This is a genomic window from Brevibacillus centrosporus (assembly GCF_046622605.1).
In the GTDB taxonomy this organism is placed as follows: Bacteria; Bacillota; Bacilli; order Brevibacillales; family Brevibacillaceae; genus Brevibacillus; species Brevibacillus centrosporus.
This window is the reverse complement of sequence record NZ_CP176856.1, coordinates 1,932,943-1,958,435: the sequence shown is the minus strand read 5'-3', so window position 1 is coordinate 1,958,435 and position 25,493 is coordinate 1,932,943. Positions and strand designations below refer to the sequence as shown.

The following is a 25,493-nucleotide window of genomic DNA, read 5'->3' as shown; positions in this document are numbered from 1 at the left end:
TGACCATGCACATGTAGAATAGGTCATGCTTTTTTAAGTTCAAAGGATGTTGCCTCTAATACCAAGATAACCCTATCATTATTAACAATAAAAAAACTTAGAGGTATGCCAAGTTTTGTAGAAGAGTCATTGATTACTATGTATTTTACTTTATCATTGATATTTATATGTAAAGGATCGGGATCTGTTTTAAATAAACGATAAAAAGAGTCTGAGTTATAGCATATAAATTCTAGCCTATATATTGGGTTTTTCAGTTCATGTTGATAATCCTTATAGTTTTTAAGTCCTTTTGATGAAAAGAAGTCTTTTTTGATTATAAATTCATCACCAATCATTTTTTGCCCTGTTGGATATTCAGAAGCATCATTGTATGAATTTGCAAACCCCAAAAGTTTCTCAACTTTCCAAGTTCCATAGAAAAGCTTTTCAGTTTCACTATCCAAATTTGTCCATACCCCATCACAATATTCAGCGGTATTTTCTGGAATATTGGGCTCATCCGTTTCAGATTCATGCTCACGGGTAGTATTTGTTTGAGAAATATTTGCAGTTGATGTTGTTTCAACATTTTCACAAGCCGACGATAGCATCAACATGATCGTAATACAAAGCATTAATCCTTTTTTCATATTGGACACCCTTTTTTTATTTTTTTACTAACCTGCCTCGATAATAAAGGGCTACTACAGCATTTTGACAAACGCAAACTTCTAACAAGTTGTCATCTGTAAGGAACCAACACTCTTTCGCCTGTAACAATTGCCCACTGATATAGTAACAAAAAATAGGGTACGGGAACCATTGCGATTCCGTACCCTATTTATGTTGCGAATTTACTATTTGTGATTCAACAGAGAACGTCTTAGCAGGATCGGAACGTCTCTTTTTTCGTTGTATCCTTACCCCTCAAACAAATGACAAGCGACCCAGTGGCCCGCCTCCGCTTCCTTCCAGATCGGCTCCGCCTGTGCACATCGCTCCATTGCCGCCGGGCATCTCGTCCGAAATCCGCATCCGCTCGGTTTGTTGGCAGGGCTCGGCAAATCCCCTTGCAAAACGATTCGCTCCCTTTTGATCGTGGGATCAGGCACAGGTACAGAGGAAAGCAGAGCTTGGGTATACGGATGCAGCGGTCGCGCATACAAGGCATCGCTTGCAGCGAGCTCTACCATTTTCCCCAGGTACATGACTCCGATGCGGTCCGAGATATGCTTCACCATCGACAAATCATGGGCGATGAACAAATAGGTCAAGCCCCGGTCACGCTGCAAATCCTCCAGCAAATTGACGACCTGTGCCTGAATGGATACATCGAGCGCCGAGATCGGCTCGTCCGCAATGATGAATTCCGGTTCCACCGCGAGCGCTCTCGCAATGCCGATACGCTGCCGCTGTCCGCCGCTAAATTCATGAGGAAACCGCTGCGCATGCTCCTTGTGCAAGCCTACGAGAGACAACAGCTCGGCTACCCGCTCCCGGCGCATCCCTTTGGATAGTCTGTGGATATCCAGCCCTTCCGCAATGATGTCTTCCACAGTCATACGTGGATTCAAGCTGGCCTGCGGGTCCTGAAAAATCATTTGAACGTCGCGGTTGAACTGTCCGACTTCCTTCCCGCGAAGCTGATGTACGTCTTTTCCTTTGAAAAGCACTTCTCCGCCCGTATTTTCATAGAGCCGGATAATCGTGCGGCCAAGCGTCGATTTGCCGCAGCCACTCTCGCCTACCAGCCCTAAGGTCTCTCCCTTTTGAATCGTAAAGGAGACACCATCTACGGCTTTCAGCTCAAAATCGCCACCGATGGAAAAATACTTTTTCAAATCGCGAACTTCAACTAATGCGTCCGTCATACGCCTTGCCTCCCTGCTGCAACCAGCTCATCGATGCGCGGCGCTCGTGAATCATGCAGCCAGCATGCTGCTCTGTGATTTCCGCCAAAATCCGTCGCTGCCGGCATCTGCTGATCGCAAATTTCCATTGCAAAGTCACAGCGAGCTGCAAACGGACAGCCTTTTGGCGGATTGAACAGGTCTGGCGGGGTGCCATCGATAGGAACCAACCGCTGTTTTTCCCCTTCATCCAGCCGGGGCAGCGACCTCATCAATCCCCATGTATACGGATGGCGCGGATTGGCGAAAACATCTTCCACCGAGCCCGTCTCTACCACGATTCCCGCGTACATGACAACCATGCGATGCGCAATTTCTGCGACAACCCCCAGGTCGTGCGTGATAATGACGACGGACAGCTCCTGCTCCTCCTGCAATCTGTGCAGCAGATCCAGAATCTGCGCCTGAATGGTCACATCCAAAGCAGTGGTCGGCTCGTCGGCGATCACGAGCTTTGGCTGACACGCGAGTGCAATGGCGATGACGACCCGCTGGCGCATCCCGCCACTAAATTGGTGCGGGTACTGGTCTACTCGATCCTCAGGGTCAGGAATGCCGACAAGCCGCAGCATTTCAATCGCCCGCTTCCGTGCTTCCTCTCGTGTTACCTTTTGACTGCGAACGAAGCCCTCTACAATCTGGGCGCCTACTTTCATCGTCGGATTCAGCGCGGTCATCGGGTCCTGGAACACCATGCCGATCTCGGAGCCGCGAATTTTGAGGAGTTCGCTTTTCGGAAGCTGGCTGATTTCCCGGCCCTCAAAGACGACCTTTCCACCAACGATCTTGCCTGGCGGATTTGGAATCAGACCCATGATGGCCTGCGCAGTCACGCTTTTGCCACAGCCGCTCTCCCCTACGATCGCAACGGTTTCCCCTTTATCCACGTGGAAGCTGACGCCGCGAACCGCCTGCACTTCTCCGCCGTACGTTTTAAAATTCACCTTTAGATCTTCTATCTCAAGCAAATGCTTCGTCATCGCAAAGGCCCCCCATTCCTAATCGCGCAAACGTGGATCGAGCGCGTCCTGCAAGCCGTCCCCAAATACGTTGAAAGCGAACATCGTCAGCGAGATCATCAACGCCGGGAAGAACAGCCGCCACCAGTCTCCAGTCAAAATAACGCCCAAGCCGTCGTTTGTCATCGTCCCCCAGCTAGCTACCGGAGCCTGTACACCCAAGCCCAAAAAGCTCAGGAACGACTCAGCAAAAATCGCCGACGGAATGGTAAAGGTCAGATTGACAATGATGACGCCGAATGTGTTCGGAATCAGGTGCTTCAAAAGGATACGGGAAAATTTGGCGCCCAATACCTGTGCTGCCAGGATGAACTCTTGGTTCTTCAGCTGCAGAATTTGCCCGCGCACGAGCCTCGCCATGCCTACCCAGCCCGTCGCAGAGAGCGCGATGATAATCGTCAGGAGCCCTGGCTCCATCACGACCATGAGCAGGATCACGACAAGCAAATACGGCAAGCCATACAAAATCTCAATGACCCGCATGATGATGGTATCGATCCGCTCTCCACGCTTGCCTCGTCCAGCCATGTAGCCGGCAATGCCCCCGACGGCCACTCCGATGATCAAGTCGATAAGAGCTGCGACTACACCAATAGTTAACGAAATGCGCGCCCCGTACCAGGTACGCGCAAACATATCACGTCCGAGCTCGTCTGTACCAAACCAATGCTCTGAGGATAGCTCCTGATTTTTCATCAGAAGACTTTGATCCGAATAGCTGTACGGCACCAGATTGGGGCCGATGATCGCCATCGCAATGAGCACCACGATGATGACAAGCCCCAGCATCGCCAGCTTGTTTTTCACCAGCTTACGGATGACTTGCTGCCCAAATGAAAGACTCGGCCTCGAAATCGCTTGGGCCTGTGCGTTCTTGGTCAACGGGCGAAATAAAGGGTCTATTCTTTGTTCCATCGCCACTGTTTATCTCTCCTTGTTGGTCAACTTGATCCGCGGGTCAATCAGCGTATACGCGATATCGATGAGGAAGATGGTCACGATCAGGATCGCGCTGTAAAATATCGTCGTTCCCAAAATGACGGGATAATCCCGGTTGAAAATACCGTCTACGAAATACTTTCCGATGCCCGGAATCGCAAAAATCTTCTCTACCACAAACGTCCCGGTAATTAAGGAAGCGATCAGCGGTCCTAGAAACGTGACGACAGGAAGAATCGCGTTGCGGATGCCGTGGCGGATGACGATGAGGAACGTAGGTATCCCTTTTGCCTCTGCGGTCCGGATGTAGTTCTGGTTCATCACTTCAATCATGCTGGCACGCATATAGCGAGTGATAACCGCGACGGGTCCAAATGCGAGAGCCAGGGAGGGAAGCACCGTATGCATCCACGTACCCCAGGTTGCGACCGGAAAGATCGTCAGCTTGATTGCGAAAAAATTGATCAAGAGAGGCGCCATGATGAAGCTGGGAACGGCTACCCCCAGAACGGCAAGGGCCATCGCGATGTAATCAAGCGGCTTGTTGCGGTTTAGGGCAGCGATGATTCCAAATGTGATGCCCAGAATAAGCGCTATCACAATAGCTTGGGCTCCCAGCCAAGCGGAGGCACCGAAACCGTCTGCGATCATATCATTCACACCGCGTGAATCGGATTTGATCGATGGTCCCAAATCGAGCATGACCAGGTTTTTTAAATACAGCACATACTGTACGGGCAATGGCTCATCCAGATGGTATTTCGCCCGCAAATTGGCGAGAATTTGCTCCGGCAGCTGATCGGACTCGGAGGCAAACGGATTGCCCGGGATGGCATGCATCAGAGAAAATGTCAGCGTCACGATGATCCACAGGGTGACCAGCATCATCAGCACGCGTTTGACCAGAAAGTTGGACACAGGTAGCGCCTCCTTGTTTATTTGGCAAGCTCTGCGATGGCATGTGCGTAAATCCCCATCGCACGCAGCAAATCGTTGATGTCGGCATATTCGTCTGTGAGGTGTGCCATGGATTCCTTGCCAGGGAAAAGCGGTCCGAATGCGACACCTTCGCTCATAATCTTGGCGTAGGTGGCTCCTCCCGAAGACAGCAGATGGGCCGGCAAGCCTGTATGCTCCTCGTAGACGCGTGACAGCGTCTGGATGACAGGACGATCCTTTGGCACATAGTGCGATTTGGAGGTACGCAGGTTGGAAATCGTCCAGCCGAGCTCATCCACTCTTTGCGTCAGCTTTTCCACGTACTCTTCACAGGAGACCGTAGCGGGATAACGGATATTGAGCCGCACACTCCCTCCCTCCAAGCGATCGTACCTCAAGATACCTGCATTGACCGTCAGCTTCCCTGACACTTCATCCTCACAGGCCACATGCAGCCGCTCGCCATAAAAATCTTCGTGCAGTACTTCGCCAAGCAGCGATAAGAATGAATAATCGGAAGCTTCAAAATCCAAAGAGAGCAAAAACGCAGCAAGCAGTGTGCCAGCATTCACCCCATTTTGCGGGACCATGCCATGTGCAGGTTTGCCGTGGAGGACAAATGTGAGATCACCAGCCTTAGTGATCTCAAGTTCCCCTGTCGTTGCCTGCGCCTCCAAAAACGCTTCCCAGCCGCTCTTCACTTCTCGCTGCCATTCTGGGCTTGTCTTTTGCGGTGCTTTTACAGCTGCCCTCGCCAATTCCGGTACGCTGTTTCCTTGATCGCCCGATTGAAAGGACAGCAGCTGAAAGCATGCATCAGCGTTAGAGCTCACTTGGACTGGAAGCGCCAAGGTTGGATTGATCTGACCTTTTTCCGCATGTGTCATGGGAAAGGATGAATCCGGCGAAAACCCGATTTGCGGGACTTTATCGTGCAGGGCGAAGTGCTTCATGCACAGCCAGCCGCTCTCTTCGTCCCCTCCGATGATCAGCCGGACTTTTTTGGTTAGCGCGAGGCCTGAGTCCTTCACCATTTTCAAGGCGTAGTAAGCGGCTAGAGCTGGCCCTTTGTCATCGATCGCGCCTCGTGCGTAAATCCTGCCTCCTCGAACATTCGGTTCGAAGGGAGGAGTCGTCCAGCCCTCACCTACAGTGACAACATCAACATGGACGAGCACCCCAATTTCTTCTTCTCCTTCTCCGTATTCAATGACACCGGCATACCCGTCCACATTTCTCGTATGAAAGCCATCGGACTCGCCGCGGGCCAGCATGTATTCCAGCGCCGCAGCGACTCCTTCTCCAAATGGCTTGCCCTCGGCGGCTGTGCTCATATCCTCGATGCTGTTAATGGACAAAAACGAGTGCAGCTCTTTCACGAAACCATCCCGATGAAGCAGTGCCTGCTGTTGCCAATAATCCTTCATATAGTAGCCTCCATTCACTCAAGATCTCGACGACTTCAGATAAGCAAGCAACGCTTCTCCTTTGGAGGATATTTGACTGCCCTGTCTGCCTTTGCCGACATGGATCAGCTCATCCTGCTGGAGCAGCTTCAAACGATAACGCAGCTGCTGCGACGATACCTGAAGGCCACTCTCCTGCAGTTGCTCTACAAGGTTGTAACGCCCTTGCCCTCCTTGACTGAGCTGCTGCAAAATCGCCGTCATTTCCTCCAGAAATCCGCGCTTCCCGTATTCCGCGATCATCGCTTCGCATTCCTGATCCATCACGACAGAAGGCAAAGGAGTGTGCGTGACCTCGCGCAAAAACGGGAGGTGACAGCTGTATGCCTCGTCGTCTACGATGTGGGCCAAATACTCCACGACATTCTCCAGCTCACGAATGTTGCCCGGCCAATCGTAATCCAGCAGGGCTTTCATCGCTTCCGCTGAAAGAGTGAAGGGAGGTCGCCGCAGATCAAACGAGTACTTTTTCACGAAATGCTCGACTAGCCAAGGGATATCCTCCCGCCGCTTGCGCAGAGGCGGCAGATGGATCGGTAAAATGTTCAGGCGGTAGTAGAGATCCGCACGAAAAGTTCCTTCCTGCACCATTTGCTGCAAGTCCTGATTGGTCGCTGCAATGACGCGTATATCTGTGGGAATGACCTTACTCCCTCCGACGCGCATGATCTGGCGCTCTTGGAGGACACGCAAGAGCCTGTTTTGTATCGCGCCGCTGGCATCCCCGATCTCGTCCAGGAAAATGGTTCCTTTATGGGCCAGCTCGAACCAACCGATATGTCCGCCTTTCCGCGCCCCCGTAAAAGCGCCTTCCTCGTAACCGAACAGCTCGCTCTCCAGCAAGGATTCGGAAATAGCAGCAAAGTTCACCCCTACAAACGGCTCTCTACGCCGAGGCGAAGCGTTGTGGATAGCCTGGGCGAGCAATTCCTTTCCTGTCCCCGTTTCTCCCAGAAGCAAGACGGTGGAATTGCTCCTAGCAATCTTTTTAGCAATCTGAATCACCTGCGAAAACGTGGCGCTCGCACCGTAGATATCGTCAAACTGGTATTTCGCTACGAGGCCTTTGCTGTAAAGACGAAGCCGGTATTCGTGCTCCATTTTTTCAATGTCGGCCGCCTTGCGAAACAGGATCAGACTCCCTAGAAAGCTTCCTTCCATCACGATGTGCATCTTGCGAAAAAAGTAGGTTTTGTTCGCCCAATCTACCAATACATCCTCATTTTCCTCACATTGCTGGATGGCTTCATAAAAATCAGGCGGCAGGCAGACCGCTGACTTTTCTCCCACCACATCGACGCCATGCAGATTAAGCGAGTCCACTGCCTTTTGATTGACGAACCGGACGATCTCGCTTTCATCAAACGCGATAACAGCATCCTCAATTCGGTTCACGATGGCTTCCAAATATTTACTCAACAAATGAGCATGCTGAATTTCCTTGTTCAGTTCCTTCGTGATGTAAATTAAGGACTGCATGGCTCGTGCCGTCACTTTTTGAAAATTGTCGCTGTTGAAGTGGGCGTAGATCGCGAGCAGCGTAGAAAGATCGATGACGCGAAACCCGATGTCCACCACCTTGCGGATATGGGGAGGGACATGCTCCGCTTCTCCTGGCGTCACGGCGATCTCGACGTCAGGCGGGTAATCGGCTCCCGGGTAGTACGGATACACTTCAAAGTCCATACCTGATGCGCGTAATAGCTCTACATTTTCCTGCGCGGTTTCCGCTGTATCGCTCACCAGCAGCACCTTGACACCCTTGGGAATTTCCAGCATCTCGCGCAGGTTGTGATAAGGCAGCATTCGCTTGGCAACGATCAGCTTGGATCCAGGTGGCACATACGACTCTACCTGGGGGACTATACTTTTGGTAGAGAGCACGACCAGCGAACCTGGCGTAATCGGACGAAACGGCAGCTGGTCTACCCGGATCGCCTCGATGTGGATGTCCTCCGAGATTCCAAGCTCATGGCACTGACTGACAACTGATTGCAAAAACTCATCCATTTTGGCTACAAACGTGACTGTTCTTTTCTCCATAACATTCGCTCCATACTCTTCTTCGGTGATCGAAAGCGCCAAAACGTGTAAGACGTCGATGAAAACGGGAAAGCGAAGACCAGAGCCGAAAAGCAGGCGGCTCCAGTCTTCCTTCTACCTTACTTCTTCCCAATTTCCACCCATTTGTAATCAATTGTTCCTACAGGGTGGCGGATGATGCCTTTAATATTTGACTGATCCATATACACTTTTGTTCCGAAGTAGATAGGCACCAGTGGCATATCATCCATGAAGATCTTCTCCGCGTCATGCATCAGCTTGAAGCGTTCCGTCTCATTTGCCGTATTGCGGATTTTTTCTACGAGTGCGTCGTAATCTTTGTTGCTGTAATTGATGCGGTTGCCCGGGTGGTCTGTCACGAACAGCTCCAGATAGTTCACAGGATCGCCGTAGTCCGCGGGGATCGTGGAACGGGAGAACTGCAGCTTGCGGGCACGCTGGTCTGCCAGGAATACGTTCCATTCCTTGTTTTCCAGCTTTACATCAACACCGAGGTTTTTCTTGTACATTTCCTGGAGTACCTGGGCGATCGCTTTGTGCGTATCGCTCGTATTAAAGGTCAGGGTCACTGGCGGCAGTGTCGTCCAGCCCTCTTCTTCCATTCCTTTTTTCAGCAGCTCTTTCGCTTGCTCGACATCATTGTCTTTGAAGAAGTCTCCACCCTTTTCGCGGAAATCTCCGCCCTCCGGCTCTGGGAATCCGAGCGGTACGTGTGCAAGCGCAGCTGGCTGTTTGCCTTGTACGACATTTTCGATCAAGGTCTTGCGGTCGATGGCCAGAGCAAACGCCTTGCGCACATTGACGTTAGTAAACGGCGGCATGGTCGTGTTCATGCGGTAGTAGTAGATGGATGCTTCCGGCTCTACCTTTGCCTCACCAGAGTCGATCAATTCCTTTTTCATATCGATCGGAACGGTCTGCACCATGTCCAATTGACTGGTTTTGTACATTTGATATTGCGTGTTTTCATCGTTGACCATGACCCAATCGATTCCTGCGAATTTGACGGATTCCTTGTCCCAGTAGCCGTCGTTCTTCACGACCTTCACGGATTGGTCATGCACCCAATCTTCCATTTTGAACGGCCCGTTCGTCACGAGAGAGGACGCATTCTCTGCCCATTTCGGATTGCTCTCGACTACCTTCTTGTTGACTGGGAAGAAAGTCGGCTGGGTGATGATGTGCAGGAAGTAAGCCGCAGGTGCGTTGAGATGGACTTCAAAAGTCTTGTCGTCCAAGGCTTTCACTTTCACGCCGTCCGCTGTTCCCTCTCCTTTGTTGAACGCTTCGCCGCCATCGATGTAGTACGCCAGGAAGGCCGACGGAAATGCGTTGTTCGGGTCGAGAATCCGCTTGAAGGCAAATTCAAAGTCTTGAGCCGTCACTGGATCGCCATTGGACCATTTGCTGTCGCGCAGCGTGAAGGTATACGTTTTTCCATCTTCGCTGACGGTCCATTTCTCTGCCATCGCCGGTTGAGGCTTGTGATCTTTGTCCAGTCGGACCAAGCCCTCCATGGTGGCATTCAACACCTCATTGGACGTGCTGTCGAAACCTTTCGGCGGATCGAGTGAAGGCGGCTCCGTTTTCAGATTCAACCGGAGCTTGGCTGTCATGTCAGCTTGTCCGCCAGCATCCTGAGTCGCTTGCCCTGGTGTTGATCCCCCTTGCGCACCCTGCTGTGGTGGCGCTGCCGATTGGCTGCAGCCAGTGACTGCGAGTACAGCCAGAAGAGCAGCTGTACTGAGAACCTTCCATGCTTTTTGCCTTTTCATTTGTGTAAGACCCCCTTATTCTTTGCCACATGAGTATATGGATAAACAGCTCCCGAAGAGAGAAGCCATTTATGCACGAAGAGATTGCTTGACTGCCTCGAGCGTAAAGGCGGTTTCAATGCGACCCACTGTCGACCCGCTCATGTTTTTGATCAACGGGTTGGTGTAGGCACCGAGCTCTTCCAAAGGACCATCCGTGCCTATTCCGAGCTGACGAAGCACTTCATTGACCACCGGATTGATCGCTCTGGCACCCCCGTCCTCGATTTTCACCGCAACGCCCAAGCCCGTTTTGCGGTCTCCCAGGCAATAGACGGATTCAGCACCTGCCTTGCCAACGATTCTTCCTTTAAAAGCGGTCATCAGGTCCGTGCAGTATCGGTTGTTGCCGCCTACCATCTCGGGGTGAGCTGTCATGGCATCGGTGATTCGCTGGATCGCCTTCTGACGGTCAGGACTTTTCACGACTTCCGGCTTCGCCAGTTTGGCAAATGCCCAGGCGTAGTTGGCCAAAGGCAGCTCGTGGACCGGCACTCCACATCCGTCTGTTCCCATGTAAATCTTTTCTTTTGGATAGCCCGTGATGTCTTCCACGACGTCGAGAATGCGCTGCTGCACCGGGTGGTCGGGCAAGTGATAGGTGCTGACATCCTCTCCCATATGCGTTGCTGTGGCGATCATACCGGAATGCTTACCTGAGCAGTTGCTAAATACAGGTGTCAGAGGCTTCCCTTCGCGGATCAGCTGTTTGTAGCTCTCCTCATCACGCGGCACATGTGTCCCGCATTGCAGCATAGCTTCCTGCTGACCTGCGCGCGCAAGGATTCCCATCGCACGAGAGCGATGACGCTGTTCCCCACTGTGAGATGCGCAGCAGAGCGACAGATCGGCAGGCTCCAGTCCGAATCGATCGGCAGCTCCCGTCTCCACGATCGGAATCGCCTGCAGCGGCTTCATGCTGGACCTTGCGTACGTGAGTCGAAATGGATCGCCATAGGAGTAGAGCAGAGTACCATCAGGATGTACGACAGCAATATGGCCGAGATGGGAGCTTTCTACCTTCTCGCCCCGGTATACGTTTGCTACCACGTTCATAACAAGTCTCCTTTGACTGCGTTAGTTTGAATGTTTGTACTTTTCTTACTAAGCAAGTCGCGTGCCAACGCTAAAAAATGTACCTCAACTATCGTTTCTTTCCCATTTTCCAAGTAAAAAGGGGACAACCCGTTCCAAACTTCCAAGAAAATAGGTTAACCTATTTTACGCAATAGGTCCATTCATTCCGGTAACAGGGTAACCTCTCCTTGTTTGCACAAAAAAACACCCTACATTCCCGTACTTTCCGGAAATAGGGTGCTGAATTCTTTCTATCTACATGCCATGCGTACGTTAGGGAGCAAACCCGTTTTGACTCACGTAGATTTGATCAGCAGAGAATACCTGCCCCATTCGCTCCAGGACGATTTTGTACGCATCAGGATGATACCATTCCAACAGTCCCAGCTCCTCGTACCTTTTGGAAATACCGAGACTTCGCGTCCTTTTGCCACCGCTGCCATCCCCCATGAAATAGTCGTCCACGCAGACACGATTAACAAGAGGAACTAGCCTATCAGGAAAGGCTTCACTGCTCGGCAATAACGGAGCAATCGTCGCTTGCGTAGGCACTCCCGCTTCTTTTAACCTCTCCAAAGCCTTGAGCCTTGCTTGGATCGGAGGAGCCACAGGCGAAAACGCTTTGCGGATGTCATCGCGGTCTGTCTCTATCGTCATGCTGACCCGTACTTTGTCTTCCAGTTTTTGCAGCAAGTCGATATCGCGGGTGACGAGAGGGCTCCGTGTTTGTACGAACAGAAAATCGGGAGGATCCTCTACCATTACGGTCAGCAACGAACGCGTAACCTCTTCTTTAAATTCGATAGGCTGGTAAGGGTCCGTGCTCGATGACATGAAAATGGTGACCTTCCCTTTGGCTTTGGCTCGTGACAGCTCTTTGCGCAACAGCTTTGCCGCTTCTTTCTTGATATCCACCCATGTGCCCCACTTCTGTGAACGAAAGAGGGATACAGGCATCTGCCTTACATAGCAGTACGAGCAGCCAAAGGAACAACCGGTATAAGGATTCAATGAATGACTGTAGTCTACTAGAAAGCCCGTTCCTTTATTCAAGAGCGTCTTCGGGTGCTTCTCTCCTATTTCCACATGCATGCCAACCCGTTCCCTTCCAGACGCGAGCCTACTTGGCGTCGTGAAAAATAATCCCCAGACTATACCTTGTCCCAGACGCAATCGTACTGACGCCATGGCGAAGGGTCGTCCTGTAGTAACCACGCGTCCCTGCCACCGGCCGATGCTGCGTGGGGAAAATCAGGCCAGCTCCCTGTTCAAGCGCGATGACATGACCTCTGCTCTGAGCACGCGGTCTCTGTTCGATGAGTAAAAACTCGCCGCCCGTGTAATCCCGCTCCTTTTGATTTAACACGAATACTACCTGAAACGGAAAGAATTCCTCTCCATACAAATCCTGATGCAGACAGTTGTAGCCGCCTGCTTCGTACTTTAGGATCAGCGGAGTCGGCCGCGTTTGTCCTAGCTGGTGGCAATGATCGAGATATTCAGACAGCGCAGCAGGATAATAGGGTTCGCGGCCAAGCTGCCCGAGCCAGCGATTTGCCGCTTTGGCAAGCTCTGGGTAGAACCCTTCGCGCAGCTCCAGCAGCAAGTTTGGCAGAGGAGACTGATAGTATTTATATTCGCCGATTCCGAAGCGATAACGCGCCATGTCGATCGTATTGCGAAAAAGCGCGGGGTTCTGATAGGTCTCTATCATTTTGTGGCATTCCCTTTCGTTTAGCAAGGGCGGCAGGACCGCATAGCCTTGTTCGTCCAATGATTGCTGCAAGCTCTCCCACTCGAGGGCAGCAATCCTCTCTCCCATCGGCTTAGACACGCAGTGCACTCCCCTCGTGAGACAGGAGGACTTCCTTCATCTCCATCCCGCCCCGATACCCCGTCAGCGTCCCGTTCTTTCCGATCACGCGATGGCAGGGAACACAGATCAGCACTGGATTCGCTCCAATCGCGGCTCCTACCGCCCGCACCGCAGCAGGCTTTTGAATCTGCGCGGCGATGTCCGAGTACGTCCTCGTCTGTCCAAACGGAATCTGACAGAGGGCCTCCCAGACCGCTCGTTGAAAGGGGGTCCCGCGCACATCGAGAGGGATCGAAAAGCGATCTTTTTCCCCGTCGAGGTACGCGATCAATTCTGTGACATACGGCTGCAATCTCGCATCATCCTGTGTAAGCTTGCTGCCCGGAAAACGCTGGCTAACCCATGAGGACAATTCGTCCCACGGATGGTCCTGCGATCCAACGAAGCATAGGCCCTCCGAGGTCGCTGCCACATACAGACTCCATCCCTCATGGCTCAGCAATGTCCAGTACACTTCCGGCTTCTTCTCCATTTTCATGAATAAATCCCTCCACGGACGATTGTTTATGATGAAATTGGCGATACTCTGTAGGTGTACGCCCTGTCAGTTTTTTAAAGAGTGTCATGAAATAAGACGTATTTGGCATGCCTACTGCAGCGGCGATCTTCGCTACCTGCTGATCGGTATGAGCGAGCATTTCCTTGGCCGTCTCGATCCTCGTTTGCTGGACGTATTCGACCACAGTGACACCTCTGATCCGTTTGAAGGTGCGATGCAAATGGTACGGACTGCCGTGGCACTCTTCTGCCAAACTTTCGAGTGTCAGCCTCTCGCAAAAATGCGTGTCGATATATTGCGTGATCTGCTCTACCCACTCCCTGTCAGGCAAACGCTGACCCGTCGGCTTGCATCTTTTGCAGGGACGGAACTTTGCGGACAGGGCTTGCTGCGCATTTTCAAAGATACGTACATTTTCCTTGTTCGGCGGCTTCGACTTGCAGGATGGCCGACAAAAAATGCGCGTCGTCTTTACGGCGTAAAAGAAGCTCCCATCGAAGGCAGTGTCGTTGCCCACGATGGCCTGCCATTTTTCATCTGTCAGCTGTTCAGAATTGGTTCCTGCTGTTTCCATTTCCCTTCACCTCCAACGTCAGTATACCCGCTGGGAAGGGGTTCTGTACGCATTCTCGAATAGATAAGCAAGATAGTGAAGCTGGATTGCACGTCTGCCTGTGTCTTCCCGATGGACGAATCGCTCATCTTCGGCTATGTTAGGAAAGAGACAATTGCAGCTTTTCGCACTACCTGATAAGAGAGGAATGATTGCTGGATGGTTAAGATCGGATCGCACGTATCGTTCTCGGGCAAAGGACTGCTGAATGCAGCGGAAGAGGCTGTCACATACGGCTCGAGCACTTTTATGATTTATACAGGGGCTCCGCAAAACACGCGGCGCAAACCGATTGAAGATCAATTCATCACGGAAGGCAAGGCCGTGATGGACAAGCATGGCATGGAAGAAATCGTCGTCCACGCGCCGTACATCATCAACCTGGGCTCGTACAAGGATGACACGTATGAGCTGGCCGTCAATTTCTTGCAGGAGGAAATCCGCCGCACGCACTATCTCGGGGTAAAAAATATCGTGCTTCACCCGGGAGCTTATACGGACAAAGATGCGGAATACGGGGTTGCGCGCATCGCGGAGGGCTTAAATGAGGTACTTAACGGCGTCAAGGATACCGACGTCAACATCGCGCTGGAAACGATGGCAGGGAAAGGAACCGAAATTGGCCGCTCTTTCGAGGAGCTTGCCTCGATCATGGAAAAGGTAGAAGACAACCGCCGCCTTACCGTATGTATGGACACCTGCCATATTCACGATGCCGGCTACGATGTCGTGCACGATTTTGATGGGGTTCTCGACCAGTTCGACCGCGTGATCGGCCTAGATCGACTCGCCGTTGTCCACTTGAACGACAGTAAAAACTTCCGCGGCGCAGGTAAAGACCGCCACGCTCCTGTAGGGGCTGGCCTCATCGGCTTTGACGCCATGAAGTACATCGCCGGGCACGAAAAGCTCCGTCACCTGCCGCTGATTCTGGAAACCCCCTGGATCTCCAAGGAAAAAGGCAATGAACGCCCGATGTACGAAGCGGAGATCGCCCTCCTGCAAGGAAAGGCGGAAAATCGTTTTGGCAGTGATTTCCTCGACCACGTCGAGCGCTTGGAATTCTTCTTCCACAAGCAGGAGGTTGACCGTCGCGACTTCGTCGTGAATACGTGGGAGCTTCTGAAAAACGACGCGAAAGCCAAAAAAGCAGACGGTCGCGAGCCAATGGAGCGCCTGTACGACATGGTCGTGGAAGCCAGACTGTTTGAGGATCTCTCCGAGGAAGACATCAACAAGCGCATGATCGCTTGGTTCGCGGGGAAAGCTGCTTTTTAATTAGAAAACTTGGCTCCGCCAAGCTTTGCGGTGGAGCCTTAGTTGCACTTATACTGGCTAAGAATCTTATAAATTCTTACTGTAGCGCAAAAAACGAGGCTGCCTGAAGTGCAGCCTCGTTTTTTCATGGCTCATGACATTTTGGCTACCCGCCGCAGATCCGCTTCGACCATCATGTGGACGAGCTGCTCGAGCTTTGTTTTGGGCGCCCACCCCAGCTCCTGCTTCGCTTTTTCCGGATTGCCGAGCAAAATATCTACCTCTGCCGGTCTGTACAGCGCTGGATCAATGACGACGTAATCCTGATAATTCAAGCCTACGTAATCAAACGCGATCCTGCACATTTCCTCGACTGTGGAGGTCTTGCCCGTAGCGATGACAAAATCATCGGGCGTATTTTGCTGAAGCATGAGCCACATCGCTTCCACATAGTCTCCCGCAAAGCCCCAGTCTCGCTTCGCCGCAATGTTGCCAAGCCGCAATTCCTTTTGTTTTTGATGCACGATCCTGGCGACAGCATCAGTTACCTTCCTCGTCACAAACTCCAAACCCCGCAACGGTGATTCGTGATTGAAAAGAATTCCGTTACAGGCGTACATCTGAAAGCTCTCTCGGTAGTTTTTGGTCATCCAGTAGCCAAACAGCTTGGATACGGCATAGGGACTGCGTGGATAGAATGGGGTATTCTCCGACTGCTGCGGCTCTTGGATGAGTCCGTACAGCTCGCTGGAGGATGCCTGATACATCTTTATGAATGGATCCACTTCCCGGATCGCCTCCAGCACATGCAGGACTCCCATACCAGTCACCTGAGCTGTCAGTATCGGCTGCTCCCAGGAAGAGCCGACGAAGCTTTGTGCGGCCAAATGGTAGACCTCCTGCGGCTTGCATGCCTTCAACCCACGAATGAGAGAGGACACATCCATGATGTCCCCGTCGATGTATTCCACTTGGTCCACAATGCCCAGGTAGTCCAGCCGCCATCTGTCCACCGTGCTGCGACGAGGAACCAATCCTGCTACATGGTAGCCCCTCTCCAGTAAAAACTTGGCCAGATAAGCCCCATCCTGACCAGTGATCCCTGTAAGGAAAGCAGTTTTCATAGACTCCCTCTCTCCTCAGTCACATAAGTTCCCTGGTTCGTGTCAACATGCTTATAAGTATGTCAAGGTCACGAAGTTCGTTCGACTCAGCGCTAGATTGGGTTCACCCGATATGCAGAGGTTATCGCTGTCTGACAGTCTACAGCACACCGCTCCGCTCTTTGTTGCAAAAACAAGGCGATCTCACATAATTTCACATTCATATGATACAGGACAGAGAATGAAAGGGGGCCTCGAGATGAACATACCTATCCTTTTTTTGCAGAGAAATCATCAAGAGCACGTGAAGTACAGCTTGCAGCAAGCAACCGTCAGCAATCCTTCTTCACGCGTCATCCTTCTGGGACCAGAGGACTGCGCTCCCTTGTGCGAAGGTGGCGTAGAGCACTACCTCATCAGCAATTACACAGAGAGTGCTTCTTCCTTTGAAGCTATTTATCAGCACAAATCCACGAATCCCTATATCTACAGCCTTTTTAACTTTCTGCGTTGGTTCATCTTGAAGGATTTCATGAAACAGCACACTCTGTCACAGTGCTGTGTTCTAGACTCCGATGTGCTCTTATACGCCTCCATTGACTCTCCCCGCTTTCATTCTTTTTCTATGGAATTTTCTTGGACGTCCTTTTGTTCCCTCGACAGGCTAGATTCCTTTTGCAGTTATGTGATGAAGCAGTTCCAAAATCCCACGCTTTATTCCCGGACGGTGTACTACGCTGAAAGACTCGGGCATGGTCTCTTATCCGACATGGTGCTTTGCGATCTCTTTCATCTCGACCATCCGAAACTCCCCAAGTGCTTCGGCCTGTTTTCCGACTGCTTTTTTGATCACAACGTGAACTGCCCCCTGCCGAGCTACCTTTTTCAGTTAGAGCAATTGGACGGCAAAAAGAAAGTGTACCTTCAAAGCAACCAGCTCTATTGCAAAAAGGTCGGATCAGGTGATTTCATCCGTATCTGCTCTCTGCACTTCCAAGGACTTGCAAAGCCCTATATGAAGCACTTTGTGTCTCCCGGTTTCTCCACTGTCTCTTCTCCTTCTTATTTTGATTACCAGACCTCTCGATGGATCCCTTGCAGTCTATAAGTTCCTCTGGAATCATATTTCCAAATGTGGGCCAATACGGCGAGGATGACCTCCCTCTACGGGTCCATATGACGGGGGATGATAGGCTTGCTCTGGCGGTTGTTCCTCGAAACCGCTGGCAGCAAGTAAATCACGGCGGATAAAAAAGGCATTGACGCCGCGTGTATCCGTTCCGATAAGCGCGTAGCCAAGCTGCTTGCCAAGCCCAGCCAGGGAAGTCAGACTTGCTCCAAAATGTGTCGTCCCATCCCAAGAAAAGTTTGGATCGTAGACCACAACCATTTTTTGCGGGGGAGGAAAGGATGCATTGTATTCAATCACGACGACACGTGGTTTCCATTCAGATAAGGCTTGCCAGACCCAATAGTCGTTTCCGTCAATGTCGATGGAGAGGAAATCAAACGATGCTGGAATGTGGTTCGCACGGAAAATAGAAGCAATATTCTCCCTCGATACCCGCTCGTGGTGAAGGGTGACACGTAAAATGTGACCAAAGTTCACTTCCAGCTGCTGGAAGTGCTGCGGATCTGCTTCGATCATCAAGCCGGACCATCCGTGATGAACGAGGAGATTGTGGGTCAGGCACTCCAGTCCCACTGAGACTCCAAACTCTACAAAGATTTGGTTAGTCGTCCCGATTCGGGAAAACAGCTCTTCAATCATTCCGTCTTCCCCGTTCTGCGAATAGACTTGTTTTTCGTAGAAAGAAAGGGTATCCATCCCATTTCACTCCCTGTGGTTGAAATTTATCTCTACTCTTTCACGGATATCTTATGTCTCCATCCGAAAAAAGCTTGGTCTTTCCAGCCTCAGAAAGAAAAATAGGCCCTTCTATGATCCTGTTTAACGGAAATGTCCACATAAAGGCTGCCGCCGTTGCTTTCTTCTCTTTCGGTACATATGCTAACAAGAAATTTTTGTCTGCATGTATTTCAGCATCGACAGAGGAGCTGATGCGGTTGAACATCCCTGTGATTTTTATTCATCGCGCAGATGAAGAACACCTCGGGTTGTGCATGCAGCAAGCCAAGGCAAGCAACCCGAAGTCACGTGTCATTCTCATCGGAACCCGCGAAAATCGAAAACATACCCCAGATGGGACAGAGCATCACCTGATTGACGATTACTCCCAAAGCGCCAAGGGCTTCGCCAGCTTCTACCGCCACCTTTCTCCCAATAACTTCGCCTACAATCTGTTTTGTTTTCAAAGATGGTTCCTATTGCGAGACTTCATGAAGGCAAATCAGCTCCAGAAGATTCTTTATCTCGATTCAGATGTGCTTTTGTACTGCGACATCAACAAGCCTGATTACGAGAGACTCGCCTTGGAATTTTCTTGGACAACTGTTTGCAATCGTTCTACACTGGATCACTATTGCGCGTATCTCACCGCTCATTTCAGGGAGCCCCAGATGCTGCACAAGCTGCTGGACTATTGCCGCGTGATTGGGAATGTTCCTCTTTCCGACATGGTCACTTGCATTCATTTTCGCAATTACTATTTGCGGATGGACAGTACCTATGGCGTAATCGGCGACTCGTTCTTCGACCATAATCTGAGTTGCCCGCTCGCTCCCCCTTGCGAACAAATTGAACTCTTGGATGGGAAGAAAAAGATTTATTGGAAGGACGGAGCCCTGCTTGGCAAGTTTTCCGAAAAAAATGGATTCCTTAAAGTAAACACACTGCATTTTCAAGGGGCCGCCAAGCATTACATCCCCGCTTTTCTCACAGGCAATTTGCCCAGTCGCGATGAGCTCCACTACTTTGATTACGCCACATGCCAATGGCTCCTGGCTAACTTGAAAGACTAGTCATGCAAAATCTATGGGAGGCAACTGCCGTGACGTCCTCTCGTACTGGCTCATATCCATACTATGTTAAGCTTTTTGTCATCCGCAGACGATCTTTGCTCCTGTAGGAGGTTTTCTCCCATGAAGGCTCTGATTACCGGAATAAGCGGATTTGCTGGAAGTCACCTGGCAGAGTATCTCCTATCGCGTGGAGATGTCGAAGTGATCGGAACCTTTCGTTCGCCTAGTCGTTTGGAGTCGCTCGGAGCACTACAGCAGAACGTGCAGCTCTTGAAGTGCGAGCTGACAGATGCTGAATCCGTGAATCGCCTCATTTCGCAGACGCAGCCGGATCTGATTTTCCACCTCGCAGCCCAGAGCTTTGTCCCTACTTCTTTGCACGCACCTGCAGAGACTCTCGTGAACAACCTGGTAGGTCAATTAAACATACTCGAGGCTGTCCGTCACTTGGAGGTGGACTGCAAGATTCAGATTGCATGCTCCAGTGAGGAGTACGGAAAGGTCCATCCAAACGAGTCCCCGATCAAGGAAAACAATCCTTTTCGCCCTCTCAATCCGTACGCAGTCAGCAAAATAGCCCAAGATTACCTCGGCTATCAATACCACCAAAGCTACGGGCTGAACATCGTACGGACGCGTGCCTTCCATCACACAGGTCCGCGTCGGGAAGAATGCTATGTGACCTCCAATTTCGCCAAGCAAATCGCTTTGATTGAAGAAGGCTTGCGACCGCCCCATGTCTATGTCGGAAATCTTTCGGCCGTCCGCGATTTTACAGATGTACGCGATATTGTCCGGGCGTACTGGCTTTCCCTCGAATCGGGAGTGCCCGGTGAAGTCTACAACATCTCATCTGGCACGAGCATCACGATCGAGGAAATGCTGCAAACCTTGCTGTCCAAAGCCAATGTCCATGTAGATATTCACATCGATGCAAAACGGCTTCGTCCTTCTGATGTAGATGTCGTTCTCGGGGATTCTTCCTTGTTCCGTTCTGTTACAGGCTGGGCTCCAGAAATCTCGTTCGAGCAGTCGATGGAGGATCTGCTGAATTACTGGCGTGGGATCATTCGGCAGCAAAAATCTGCGGGAGGTGATTGTTGAAGATGAATCAGTCCTTGCCGCTCGTCAGTATCATCACGCCTTCGTTCAACCAAGCCAGCTTTATCAAGCAGACCATCGACAGCATTTTGATGCAGGATTATCCCCACATCGAGCATATCGTGGTAGACGGTGGCTCGAAGGATGGAACGGTCGCGATTTTGCAGCAATACAGTCATTTGGGTGAACGCTTCCGATATGTCTCTGAGCCTGATCGCGGTCAATCTCACGCCATCAACAAGGGGCTGAAAATGGCGCGAGGCGAAATTATCGGCTGGCTCAATTCAGATGATACGTACTTTCCCGGGGCCGTCACCAAAGCCGTAGCAGCGCTCCTCGCTCATCTCGACTGGGGCGTCGTATACGGGAAGGGGATGCACATCGACGAGCACAATAAAATGAAATATCCCTATGTATGGATGGAATTCGATCGGAAAAAGCTGTTTCATCTCAACCTCATCTGCCAGCCCACAGCCTTTCTCAGGAAGCACGCATTTGAAAGTGTAGGCGGAGTAGACGAGGAACATGATTGGTGCATGGATTACGATTTATGGAACCGGATCTCGCTGCATTATCCGATCGGATGGGTGCCGGAACTTTTGGCCAACTCCCGGTTGTATGCAGCCTGCAAAACCATTGTCAATGAGCTGGAACCGGGTTTTTCCGAAATTTTGAAAACAAGTGTCAAGCATTTCGGAACGGTCTCAAATGAATGGCTCTACCACTACACCACTCATCACTACCATAAAGGGGCTCACTGGTTCTTAAGCAAGCTCAAGCACTACCATGCCTTTGGCATAGGCCCGCAGCTGGTCACTTCCAATCGCTATGCGGACCGATGGGCTCCACAGCATTTGCGTCTGTCGATACAGATTCCTCCCATTCTGCCTATGCAGGTACTGGTTATGAAAGGACGCAGTACCATGGTGGAGCTTCCCTTGCATTTTCACGTCATGGTAAATGGTGCCCTCGTGCACAGCTTCAAAGTGACACAGCCCCTTTTCGATATCGCGATTCCCCTTTATTCCCGCGGTCCCAGCTGTGATGTGAGCATTATTTGCAACCGCCAGACACTGCTCTGGCAACCGGACGGAAGCTCTCGATCGGTCAGCTATCACGCCCTGGAGATCCTTCCTCTCTCCGCAGAAGAATATGCCTTTTACCAGGAGTTCACAAAAGGATCTGCCCACATTCAGAACTGGGTCAATAACCGCAAACCAACTCCCTTACACTACTGACATTCGGAAAGGAAGGTGGATACCATGCTGAATCTGGCGGAAAAGCGAATCGTCGTCACGGGAGGAGCTGGTTTTTTAGGAAGACACGTTGTGGAAAAGCTGCATCGTGCATCCTGTGAGCACATCTTTATTCCCAGGAGCCGTGACTACGATTTGCGGAAGGAGCACGACATACAAAGCATGCTGCAAGACTTTCGCCCGGACATCATTATCCATTTAGCCGCGGTGGTTGGTGGAATCGGAGCGAACCAAAAAAATCCCGGGAAGTACTTTTACGATAATCTGATCATGGGAACGCAGCTTATCGAGCAGTCGAGGCTGTTTGGCGTCGAAAAATTCGTGGCCATCGGTACGATCTGCTCCTATCCCAAATTCACGCCTGTCCCCTTTCGCGAAACGCATTTGTGGGACGGTTATCCTGAAGAAACGAATGCTCCCTACGGATTGGCCAAAAAGATGATGCTCGTCCAATCACAGGCCTACCGCGAGCAGTACGGCTTCAATTCCATTTATTTGCTTCCGGTCAATTTGTACGGACCCCGGGACAATTTTGACCTGGAGACCTCTCATGTCATACCGGCGATCATCCGAAAATGCATAGAAGCTGCGCAAAATCAGGAAAAATCGATTGTACTTTGGGGAGCAGGAGAAGTAACCCGTGAGTTTATCTACGTCGAAGATGCTGCAGAAGCGATCGTGGCAGCCACTCGCTCCTACAATCAGTCTGAACCTGTCAATATTGGATCTGGCGAGGAGATGTCTATCCGGGAGCTGGCAGAGGTCATCAAATCTTTATCCGGCTATCAGGGCGACATCCTCTGGGATTCGAGCAAACCTGACGGACAGCCTCGAAGGCTGCTAGACGTCAGCAAAGCAAAGGAACACTTTGGCTTTGAAGCCAAAACCTCCTTGCTTGCGGGCATTACGCGAACCATCGATTGGTATCGCAACCATATCCAGCAGGAAAAGGGGGGTTCAGATTGAGGATTGGCATTAACCTGCTTTCTGTCATCCCCGGCAAGATCGGCGGCATGGAGCAATACGTGCGAAATTTGCTCTCCTACTCCATGAATGCAGGAGATGGCAAGACGTGGTTTCTCTTTCTCACCAACCATAATTTCCATACCTTCGAAACGCAGAGCAACGTCCATAAAATCATGATCCCGGAGAACGCGAACGCACATCACCTCTTCCACCACTGGATACGTACCCTGAAGCTTGATCTGTGGTTTTGTCCGTTGCTGGTGCTCAACCCGGCAGATGTCACGATCCCGAGCGTTATCAACATCCCGGATATCCAACACGAATACTACCCGCAATTTTTTGAGAATCATGCCTTGCGATGGAGACTGGAAAACTACAAATCCTCTGCCTTACGCAGCAGCGCTGTCCTGACCCTCTCCGAATTTTCCAGGCAAACCATCCTCCAAAAATACGGGCTTCCTGCGCACAAAGTACATGCTATTCACTTGGATGCATCCAAAGAGTTTTCCTTGCCTTTTGACGAGGGCATCAACCAGCACGTGATCCAAAAATATCAGCTGACCCCAGGCTACGGCTTTTTCCCCGCCAACACCTGGCACCACAAAAACCATTTGAATTTGCTGAAGGCGCTCGTCATCCTGCGGCAAAAGTACGACCTGCGTATCCCGATGGTCTTCACCGGCTTCGCTCAGGAGGCCAATCAATCCGTCGTCAACTTCATTTCCCAAAACCAGCTGTGGGATCAGATCAAATGGTTGAATTACGTTCCACAGGGGGAGATGCCTTACTTGTACAGAAACGCGGGCTTCCTGTGCTTCCCTTCTCTTTTCGAAGGCTTCGGCATTCCGCTGGTTGAAGCCATGCGCTCGCAAATCCCCATCACAAGCTCCAATTGCGGCAGTATCCCTGAGGTAGCAGGTGACGCTTCACTCTTGTTCGACCCGACCATTCCCGAGGACATTGCCGTGAAGCTGGCGGCTATTTTGCTTCCTGACATCAGAGATGATCTCATCGCAAAAGGAATCAATCAGGCAAAGAGATTTTCTTGGGAGAAATGCGCACGAGAGACTCTCGCCGTCTTTCGTTCCGTCGTTCGAAAATAAACGTTGAAAGGAGGGGGACCTGCCATGTCACGGATGAAAGAAATTGTGCAAGCGTGGAGATCAGAGATGAAAATACCTTTCGCACTGACTGAACAGGAGACTTGGGACTTTTGGATGCACGAGATACCCACCGTGCAGTTGAAGGTATCCACGATTTCGCTTTACGCCAAAGGCTACAACATCCACAGCTTTTTCGAAACGGGGACATTCAAGGGAGACATGGTCGAGTGGATGAAGCACAATTTTCACAAGCTTACATCGGTTGAGCTGGACCCGCAGCTGTATCAGGCTGCAAAAAGCCGCTTTGCGGGCGATACCAACATCACCATTCTCCATGGGGACAGTGCCCGTGTATTGCCGAGTATTTTGGAATCCGTCACGGAACCATGCCTGTTTTGGCTAGATGGGCACTACATTCCGCTGTCTCTGGAGTCAGCACGAGGAGACATCGATACCCCCATCCTCCAAGAGCTGGAAGCCATCCTGCAGCATACTGTCGACAATCATGTCATCCTCATCGATGATGCGCGTTGCTTTATCGGTCCGAATCCCTTGCTGAAGGATTATCCGACCATTGCGCAGCTGGAAGAATTTGTTCACCAGCTGCGGCCTGACATGTCGTTTTTCGTTCAAAACGATATCATCCGCATTTGCAAACCTGTAGAAGGAGCGACAAGCTCGTTGAAAAAAGAAGAATTCCTCCTGCCATTTGATGAAAAGTCTTTTACCGTGTATGGAAGTGAATCAGATGAAAGTGTCCTTCACTTTATTGGGACAGAAAAGGGCTACTATGAGCACTATGTGATTTCTCCCCTGAAAAAAGTCATCCAGCCTGATTTCATTTGCCTGGACATCGGCGCCAACATCGGCACCATTTCACTCGCCCTCAGTTATTTGGCGAACCAAGGCAAAGTGTACGCCTTTGAGCCATCTCACATCAATTATCCCTATTTGGTGAAGAACATCGCGGAGAATCAGGTCAAAAACATCGAGCCCCTGCATCTTGGGGTATTCGACCGAAATGGAACCATCCACTTTCACGAAGATTCCCGCGGAGGAGGCTGGTCCTTTATTCCCCCAGATGAAAAAGTGGCTGCGCAATCCAACCAGAAAGTCAATTGCGTGCGCCTGGATGACTGGATGGATCAAAACCTGATTCCGCGTGTAGACCTGATCAAGCTTGATGTGGAGGGGTCGGAATATACCGTCCTGGAAAGCGGATTGAACACGATTCGAAAATGGAACCCCGATTTGATCATCGAGTTTAATCTGGACAGCATTCGGGAAAATTTCAACCGGCATCCGCTCGTACTGTACGTCCTCTTAGAAAAACTGTTTTCTCACATCTACATTTTGAAGAGAGACGACACGGTCGTGAAAATCAACAACTACAATCAGCTGCTCGATGAAATGAAGCCGTTCCACGCCGACTTGTTTTGTACAAACAAAACCTTCCTCGTTTGATGTCGATTGCACCTTTGATCCAGCATGGCTCCCTTACAGCCATGCTTTTTGGTGTTCGCCCATGCTCGCCGAAATTAGAAAACTTGGCTCCGCCAAGCTTTGTGGCGGAGCCTTAGTTGCACT

The 25,493-nt window shown here is 50.9% G+C and carries 22 protein-coding genes; 7 read left to right on the top strand and 15 right to left on the bottom strand.

Annotated elements, in window-relative coordinates; translation table 11 throughout:
* Window positions 1–23: 23 nt before the first annotated feature.
* The 13 genes from ACLIN2_RS10065 to ACLIN2_RS10005 form a co-directional block, all read right to left on the bottom strand.
* Window positions 24–632, bottom strand: a complete 609-nt coding sequence (locus ACLIN2_RS10065) for a hypothetical protein (RefSeq protein ID WP_411503961.1) — start codon at window positions 630–632, stop codon at window positions 24–26.
* A gap of 270 nt (window positions 633–902) precedes the next feature.
* A complete protein-coding gene (locus ACLIN2_RS10060; RefSeq protein ID WP_122959673.1) occupies window positions 903–1,853 on the bottom strand; it encodes an ABC transporter ATP-binding protein in 951 nt (316 codons plus the stop codon).
* The gene (locus ACLIN2_RS10055) at window positions 1,850–2,872 is read right to left on the bottom strand and encodes an ABC transporter ATP-binding protein (RefSeq protein WP_411503960.1); all 1,023 of its coding nucleotides are present in this window, start codon (window positions 2,870–2,872) and stop codon (window positions 1,850–1,852) included. The genes ACLIN2_RS10060 and ACLIN2_RS10055 overlap by 4 nt, the downstream gene beginning before the upstream one ends.
* Before the next feature lie 18 nt (window positions 2,873–2,890).
* Window positions 2,891–3,826, bottom strand: a complete 936-nt coding sequence (locus tag ACLIN2_RS10050; protein WP_400582935.1) for an ABC transporter permease — start codon at window positions 3,824–3,826, stop codon at window positions 2,891–2,893.
* A 9-nt stretch (window positions 3,827–3,835) separates the two neighbouring features.
* Window positions 3,836–4,768, bottom strand: coding sequence for an ABC transporter permease (locus tag ACLIN2_RS10045; RefSeq protein ID WP_092274001.1), 933 nt, complete (start codon window positions 4,766–4,768; stop codon window positions 3,836–3,838).
* Window positions 4,769–4,785: 17 nt separating this feature from the next.
* Window positions 4,786–6,216 (bottom strand): dipeptidase PepV, encoded by a 1,431-nt coding sequence (gene pepV / locus ACLIN2_RS10040; protein ID WP_400582577.1) that lies wholly within the window; start codon window positions 6,214–6,216, stop codon window positions 4,786–4,788.
* Window positions 6,217–6,234: 18 nt separating this feature from the next.
* On the bottom strand, window positions 6,235–8,298 hold the full coding sequence (locus ACLIN2_RS10035) for a sigma 54-interacting transcriptional regulator (protein ID WP_092274008.1): 2,064 nt from the start codon (window positions 8,296–8,298) through the stop codon (window positions 6,235–6,237).
* A gap of 119 nt (window positions 8,299–8,417) precedes the next feature.
* A complete protein-coding gene (locus ACLIN2_RS10030) occupies window positions 8,418–10,094 on the bottom strand; it encodes a peptide ABC transporter substrate-binding protein (protein WP_400582573.1) in 1,677 nt (558 codons plus the stop codon).
* A gap of 69 nt (window positions 10,095–10,163) precedes the next feature.
* Complete coding sequence (locus tag ACLIN2_RS10025; protein ID WP_092274014.1) at window positions 10,164–11,189, bottom strand: asparaginase; 1,026 nt, start codon at window positions 11,187–11,189, stop codon at window positions 10,164–10,166.
* Window positions 11,190–11,483: 294 nt separating this feature from the next.
* On the bottom strand, window positions 11,484–12,302 hold the full coding sequence (locus ACLIN2_RS10020; protein ID WP_411503959.1) for an SPL family radical SAM protein: 819 nt from the start codon (window positions 12,300–12,302) through the stop codon (window positions 11,484–11,486).
* A gap of 28 nt (window positions 12,303–12,330) precedes the next feature.
* A complete protein-coding gene (locus tag ACLIN2_RS10015; RefSeq protein WP_411504535.1) occupies window positions 12,331–13,032 on the bottom strand; it encodes a 2OG-Fe(II) oxygenase in 702 nt (233 codons plus the stop codon).
* 4 nt (window positions 13,033–13,036) lie between these two features.
* The gene (locus ACLIN2_RS10010) at window positions 13,037–13,564 is read right to left on the bottom strand and encodes a methylated-DNA--[protein]-cysteine S-methyltransferase (protein ID WP_400582569.1); all 528 of its coding nucleotides are present in this window, start codon (window positions 13,562–13,564) and stop codon (window positions 13,037–13,039) included.
* A complete protein-coding gene (locus tag ACLIN2_RS10005; RefSeq protein ID WP_411503958.1) occupies window positions 13,515–14,159 on the bottom strand; it encodes a bifunctional transcriptional activator/DNA repair enzyme AdaA in 645 nt (214 codons plus the stop codon). Before ACLIN2_RS10005 ends, ACLIN2_RS10010 begins: the two co-directional genes overlap by 50 nt.
* Before the next feature lie 198 nt (window positions 14,160–14,357).
* Here ACLIN2_RS10005 and ACLIN2_RS10000 point away from each other — a divergent pair, with 198 nt between their 5' ends.
* A complete protein-coding gene (locus tag ACLIN2_RS10000) occupies window positions 14,358–15,476 on the top strand; it encodes a deoxyribonuclease IV (protein WP_411503957.1) in 1,119 nt (372 codons plus the stop codon).
* 131 nt (window positions 15,477–15,607) lie between these two features.
* On the opposite strand, the gene ACLIN2_RS09995 is transcribed toward ACLIN2_RS10000, so the two are convergent.
* Complete coding sequence (locus ACLIN2_RS09995; RefSeq protein WP_411503956.1) at window positions 15,608–16,579, bottom strand: GDP-mannose 4,6-dehydratase; 972 nt, start codon at window positions 16,577–16,579, stop codon at window positions 15,608–15,610.
* A 1,099-nt stretch (window positions 16,580–17,678) separates the two neighbouring features.
* Complete coding sequence (locus tag ACLIN2_RS09990; protein WP_411503955.1) at window positions 17,679–18,386, bottom strand: FkbM family methyltransferase; 708 nt, start codon at window positions 18,384–18,386, stop codon at window positions 17,679–17,681.
* Window positions 18,387–18,625: 239 nt separating this feature from the next.
* On the opposite strand from ACLIN2_RS09990, the gene ACLIN2_RS09985 reads away from it, so the two are divergent.
* From ACLIN2_RS09985 to ACLIN2_RS09960, 6 genes are all read left to right on the top strand, one after another.
* Entirely contained in the window at window positions 18,626–19,480 is an 855-nt protein-coding gene (locus ACLIN2_RS09985; RefSeq protein WP_411503954.1) for a hypothetical protein, read from the top strand.
* A 120-nt stretch (window positions 19,481–19,600) separates the two neighbouring features.
* Window positions 19,601–20,584: a GDP-mannose 4,6-dehydratase gene (locus tag ACLIN2_RS09980; protein WP_411503953.1), complete on the top strand. Its 984-nt coding sequence runs from the start codon at window positions 19,601–19,603 to the stop codon at window positions 20,582–20,584.
* Between the two features lie 2 nt (window positions 20,585–20,586).
* On the top strand, window positions 20,587–21,819 hold the full coding sequence (locus tag ACLIN2_RS09975) for a glycosyltransferase family 2 protein (protein ID WP_411504534.1): 1,233 nt from the start codon (window positions 20,587–20,589) through the stop codon (window positions 21,817–21,819).
* A gap of 24 nt (window positions 21,820–21,843) precedes the next feature.
* On the top strand, window positions 21,844–22,803 hold the full coding sequence (locus ACLIN2_RS09970) for a GDP-L-fucose synthase family protein (RefSeq protein ID WP_411503952.1): 960 nt from the start codon (window positions 21,844–21,846) through the stop codon (window positions 22,801–22,803).
* Window positions 22,800–23,906 (top strand): glycosyltransferase family 4 protein, encoded by a 1,107-nt coding sequence (locus ACLIN2_RS09965; protein WP_411503951.1) that lies wholly within the window; start codon window positions 22,800–22,802, stop codon window positions 23,904–23,906. Before ACLIN2_RS09970 ends, ACLIN2_RS09965 begins: the two co-directional genes overlap by 4 nt.
* A gap of 24 nt (window positions 23,907–23,930) precedes the next feature.
* The gene (locus ACLIN2_RS09960) at window positions 23,931–25,370 is read left to right on the top strand and encodes an FkbM family methyltransferase (protein WP_411503950.1); all 1,440 of its coding nucleotides are present in this window, start codon (window positions 23,931–23,933) and stop codon (window positions 25,368–25,370) included.
* Window positions 25,371–25,493 lie beyond the last annotated feature (123 nt).

Excerpts from the sequence above, each read along its gene's own strand:
- ACLIN2_RS10065 (WP_411503961.1), bottom strand. The coding sequence starts at position 632 with ATGAAAAAAGGATTAATGCTTTGTATTACGATCATGTTGATGCTATCG.
- ACLIN2_RS09960 (WP_411503950.1), top strand. The coding sequence starts at position 23,931 with ATGTCACGGATGAAAGAAATTGTGCAAGCGTGGAGATCAGAGATGAAA.
- ACLIN2_RS09995 (WP_411503956.1), bottom strand. The coding sequence starts at position 16,579 with ATGAAAACTGCTTTCCTTACAGGGATCACTGGTCAGGATGGGGCTTAT.
- ACLIN2_RS10030 (WP_400582573.1), bottom strand. The coding sequence starts at position 10,094 with ATGAAAAGGCAAAAAGCATGGAAGGTTCTCAGTACAGCTGCTCTTCTG.
- ACLIN2_RS09970 (WP_411503952.1), top strand. The coding sequence starts at position 21,844 with ATGCTGAATCTGGCGGAAAAGCGAATCGTCGTCACGGGAGGAGCTGGT.
- ACLIN2_RS09980 (WP_411503953.1), top strand. The coding sequence starts at position 19,601 with ATGAAGGCTCTGATTACCGGAATAAGCGGATTTGCTGGAAGTCACCTG.
- ACLIN2_RS09975 (WP_411504534.1), top strand. The coding sequence starts at position 20,587 with ATGAATCAGTCCTTGCCGCTCGTCAGTATCATCACGCCTTCGTTCAAC.
- ACLIN2_RS10050 (WP_400582935.1), bottom strand. The coding sequence starts at position 3,826 with ATGGAACAAAGAATAGACCCTTTATTTCGCCCGTTGACCAAGAACGCA.
- ACLIN2_RS10020 (WP_411503959.1), bottom strand. The coding sequence starts at position 12,302 with ATGCATGTGGAAATAGGAGAGAAGCACCCGAAGACGCTCTTGAATAAA.
- ACLIN2_RS10000 (WP_411503957.1), top strand. The coding sequence starts at position 14,358 with ATGGTTAAGATCGGATCGCACGTATCGTTCTCGGGCAAAGGACTGCTG.
- ACLIN2_RS10005 (WP_411503958.1), bottom strand. The coding sequence starts at position 14,159 with ATGGAAACAGCAGGAACCAATTCTGAACAGCTGACAGATGAAAAATGG.
- ACLIN2_RS10055 (WP_411503960.1), bottom strand. The coding sequence starts at position 2,872 with ATGACGAAGCATTTGCTTGAGATAGAAGATCTAAAGGTGAATTTTAAA.
- ACLIN2_RS09990 (WP_411503955.1), bottom strand. The coding sequence starts at position 18,386 with ATGGATACCCTTTCTTTCTACGAAAAACAAGTCTATTCGCAGAACGGG.
- ACLIN2_RS10015 (WP_411504535.1), bottom strand. The coding sequence starts at position 13,032 with ATGGGAGAGAGGATTGCTGCCCTCGAGTGGGAGAGCTTGCAGCAATCA.
- ACLIN2_RS10025 (WP_092274014.1), bottom strand. The coding sequence starts at position 11,189 with ATGAACGTGGTAGCAAACGTATACCGGGGCGAGAAGGTAGAAAGCTCC.
- ACLIN2_RS10010 (WP_400582569.1), bottom strand. The coding sequence starts at position 13,564 with ATGAAAATGGAGAAGAAGCCGGAAGTGTACTGGACATTGCTGAGCCAT.
- ACLIN2_RS10060 (WP_122959673.1), bottom strand. The coding sequence starts at position 1,853 with ATGACGGACGCATTAGTTGAAGTTCGCGATTTGAAAAAGTATTTTTCC.
- pepV (WP_400582577.1), bottom strand. The coding sequence starts at position 6,216 with ATGAAGGATTATTGGCAACAGCAGGCACTGCTTCATCGGGATGGTTTC.
- ACLIN2_RS10035 (WP_092274008.1), bottom strand. The coding sequence starts at position 8,298 with ATGGAGAAAAGAACAGTCACGTTTGTAGCCAAAATGGATGAGTTTTTG.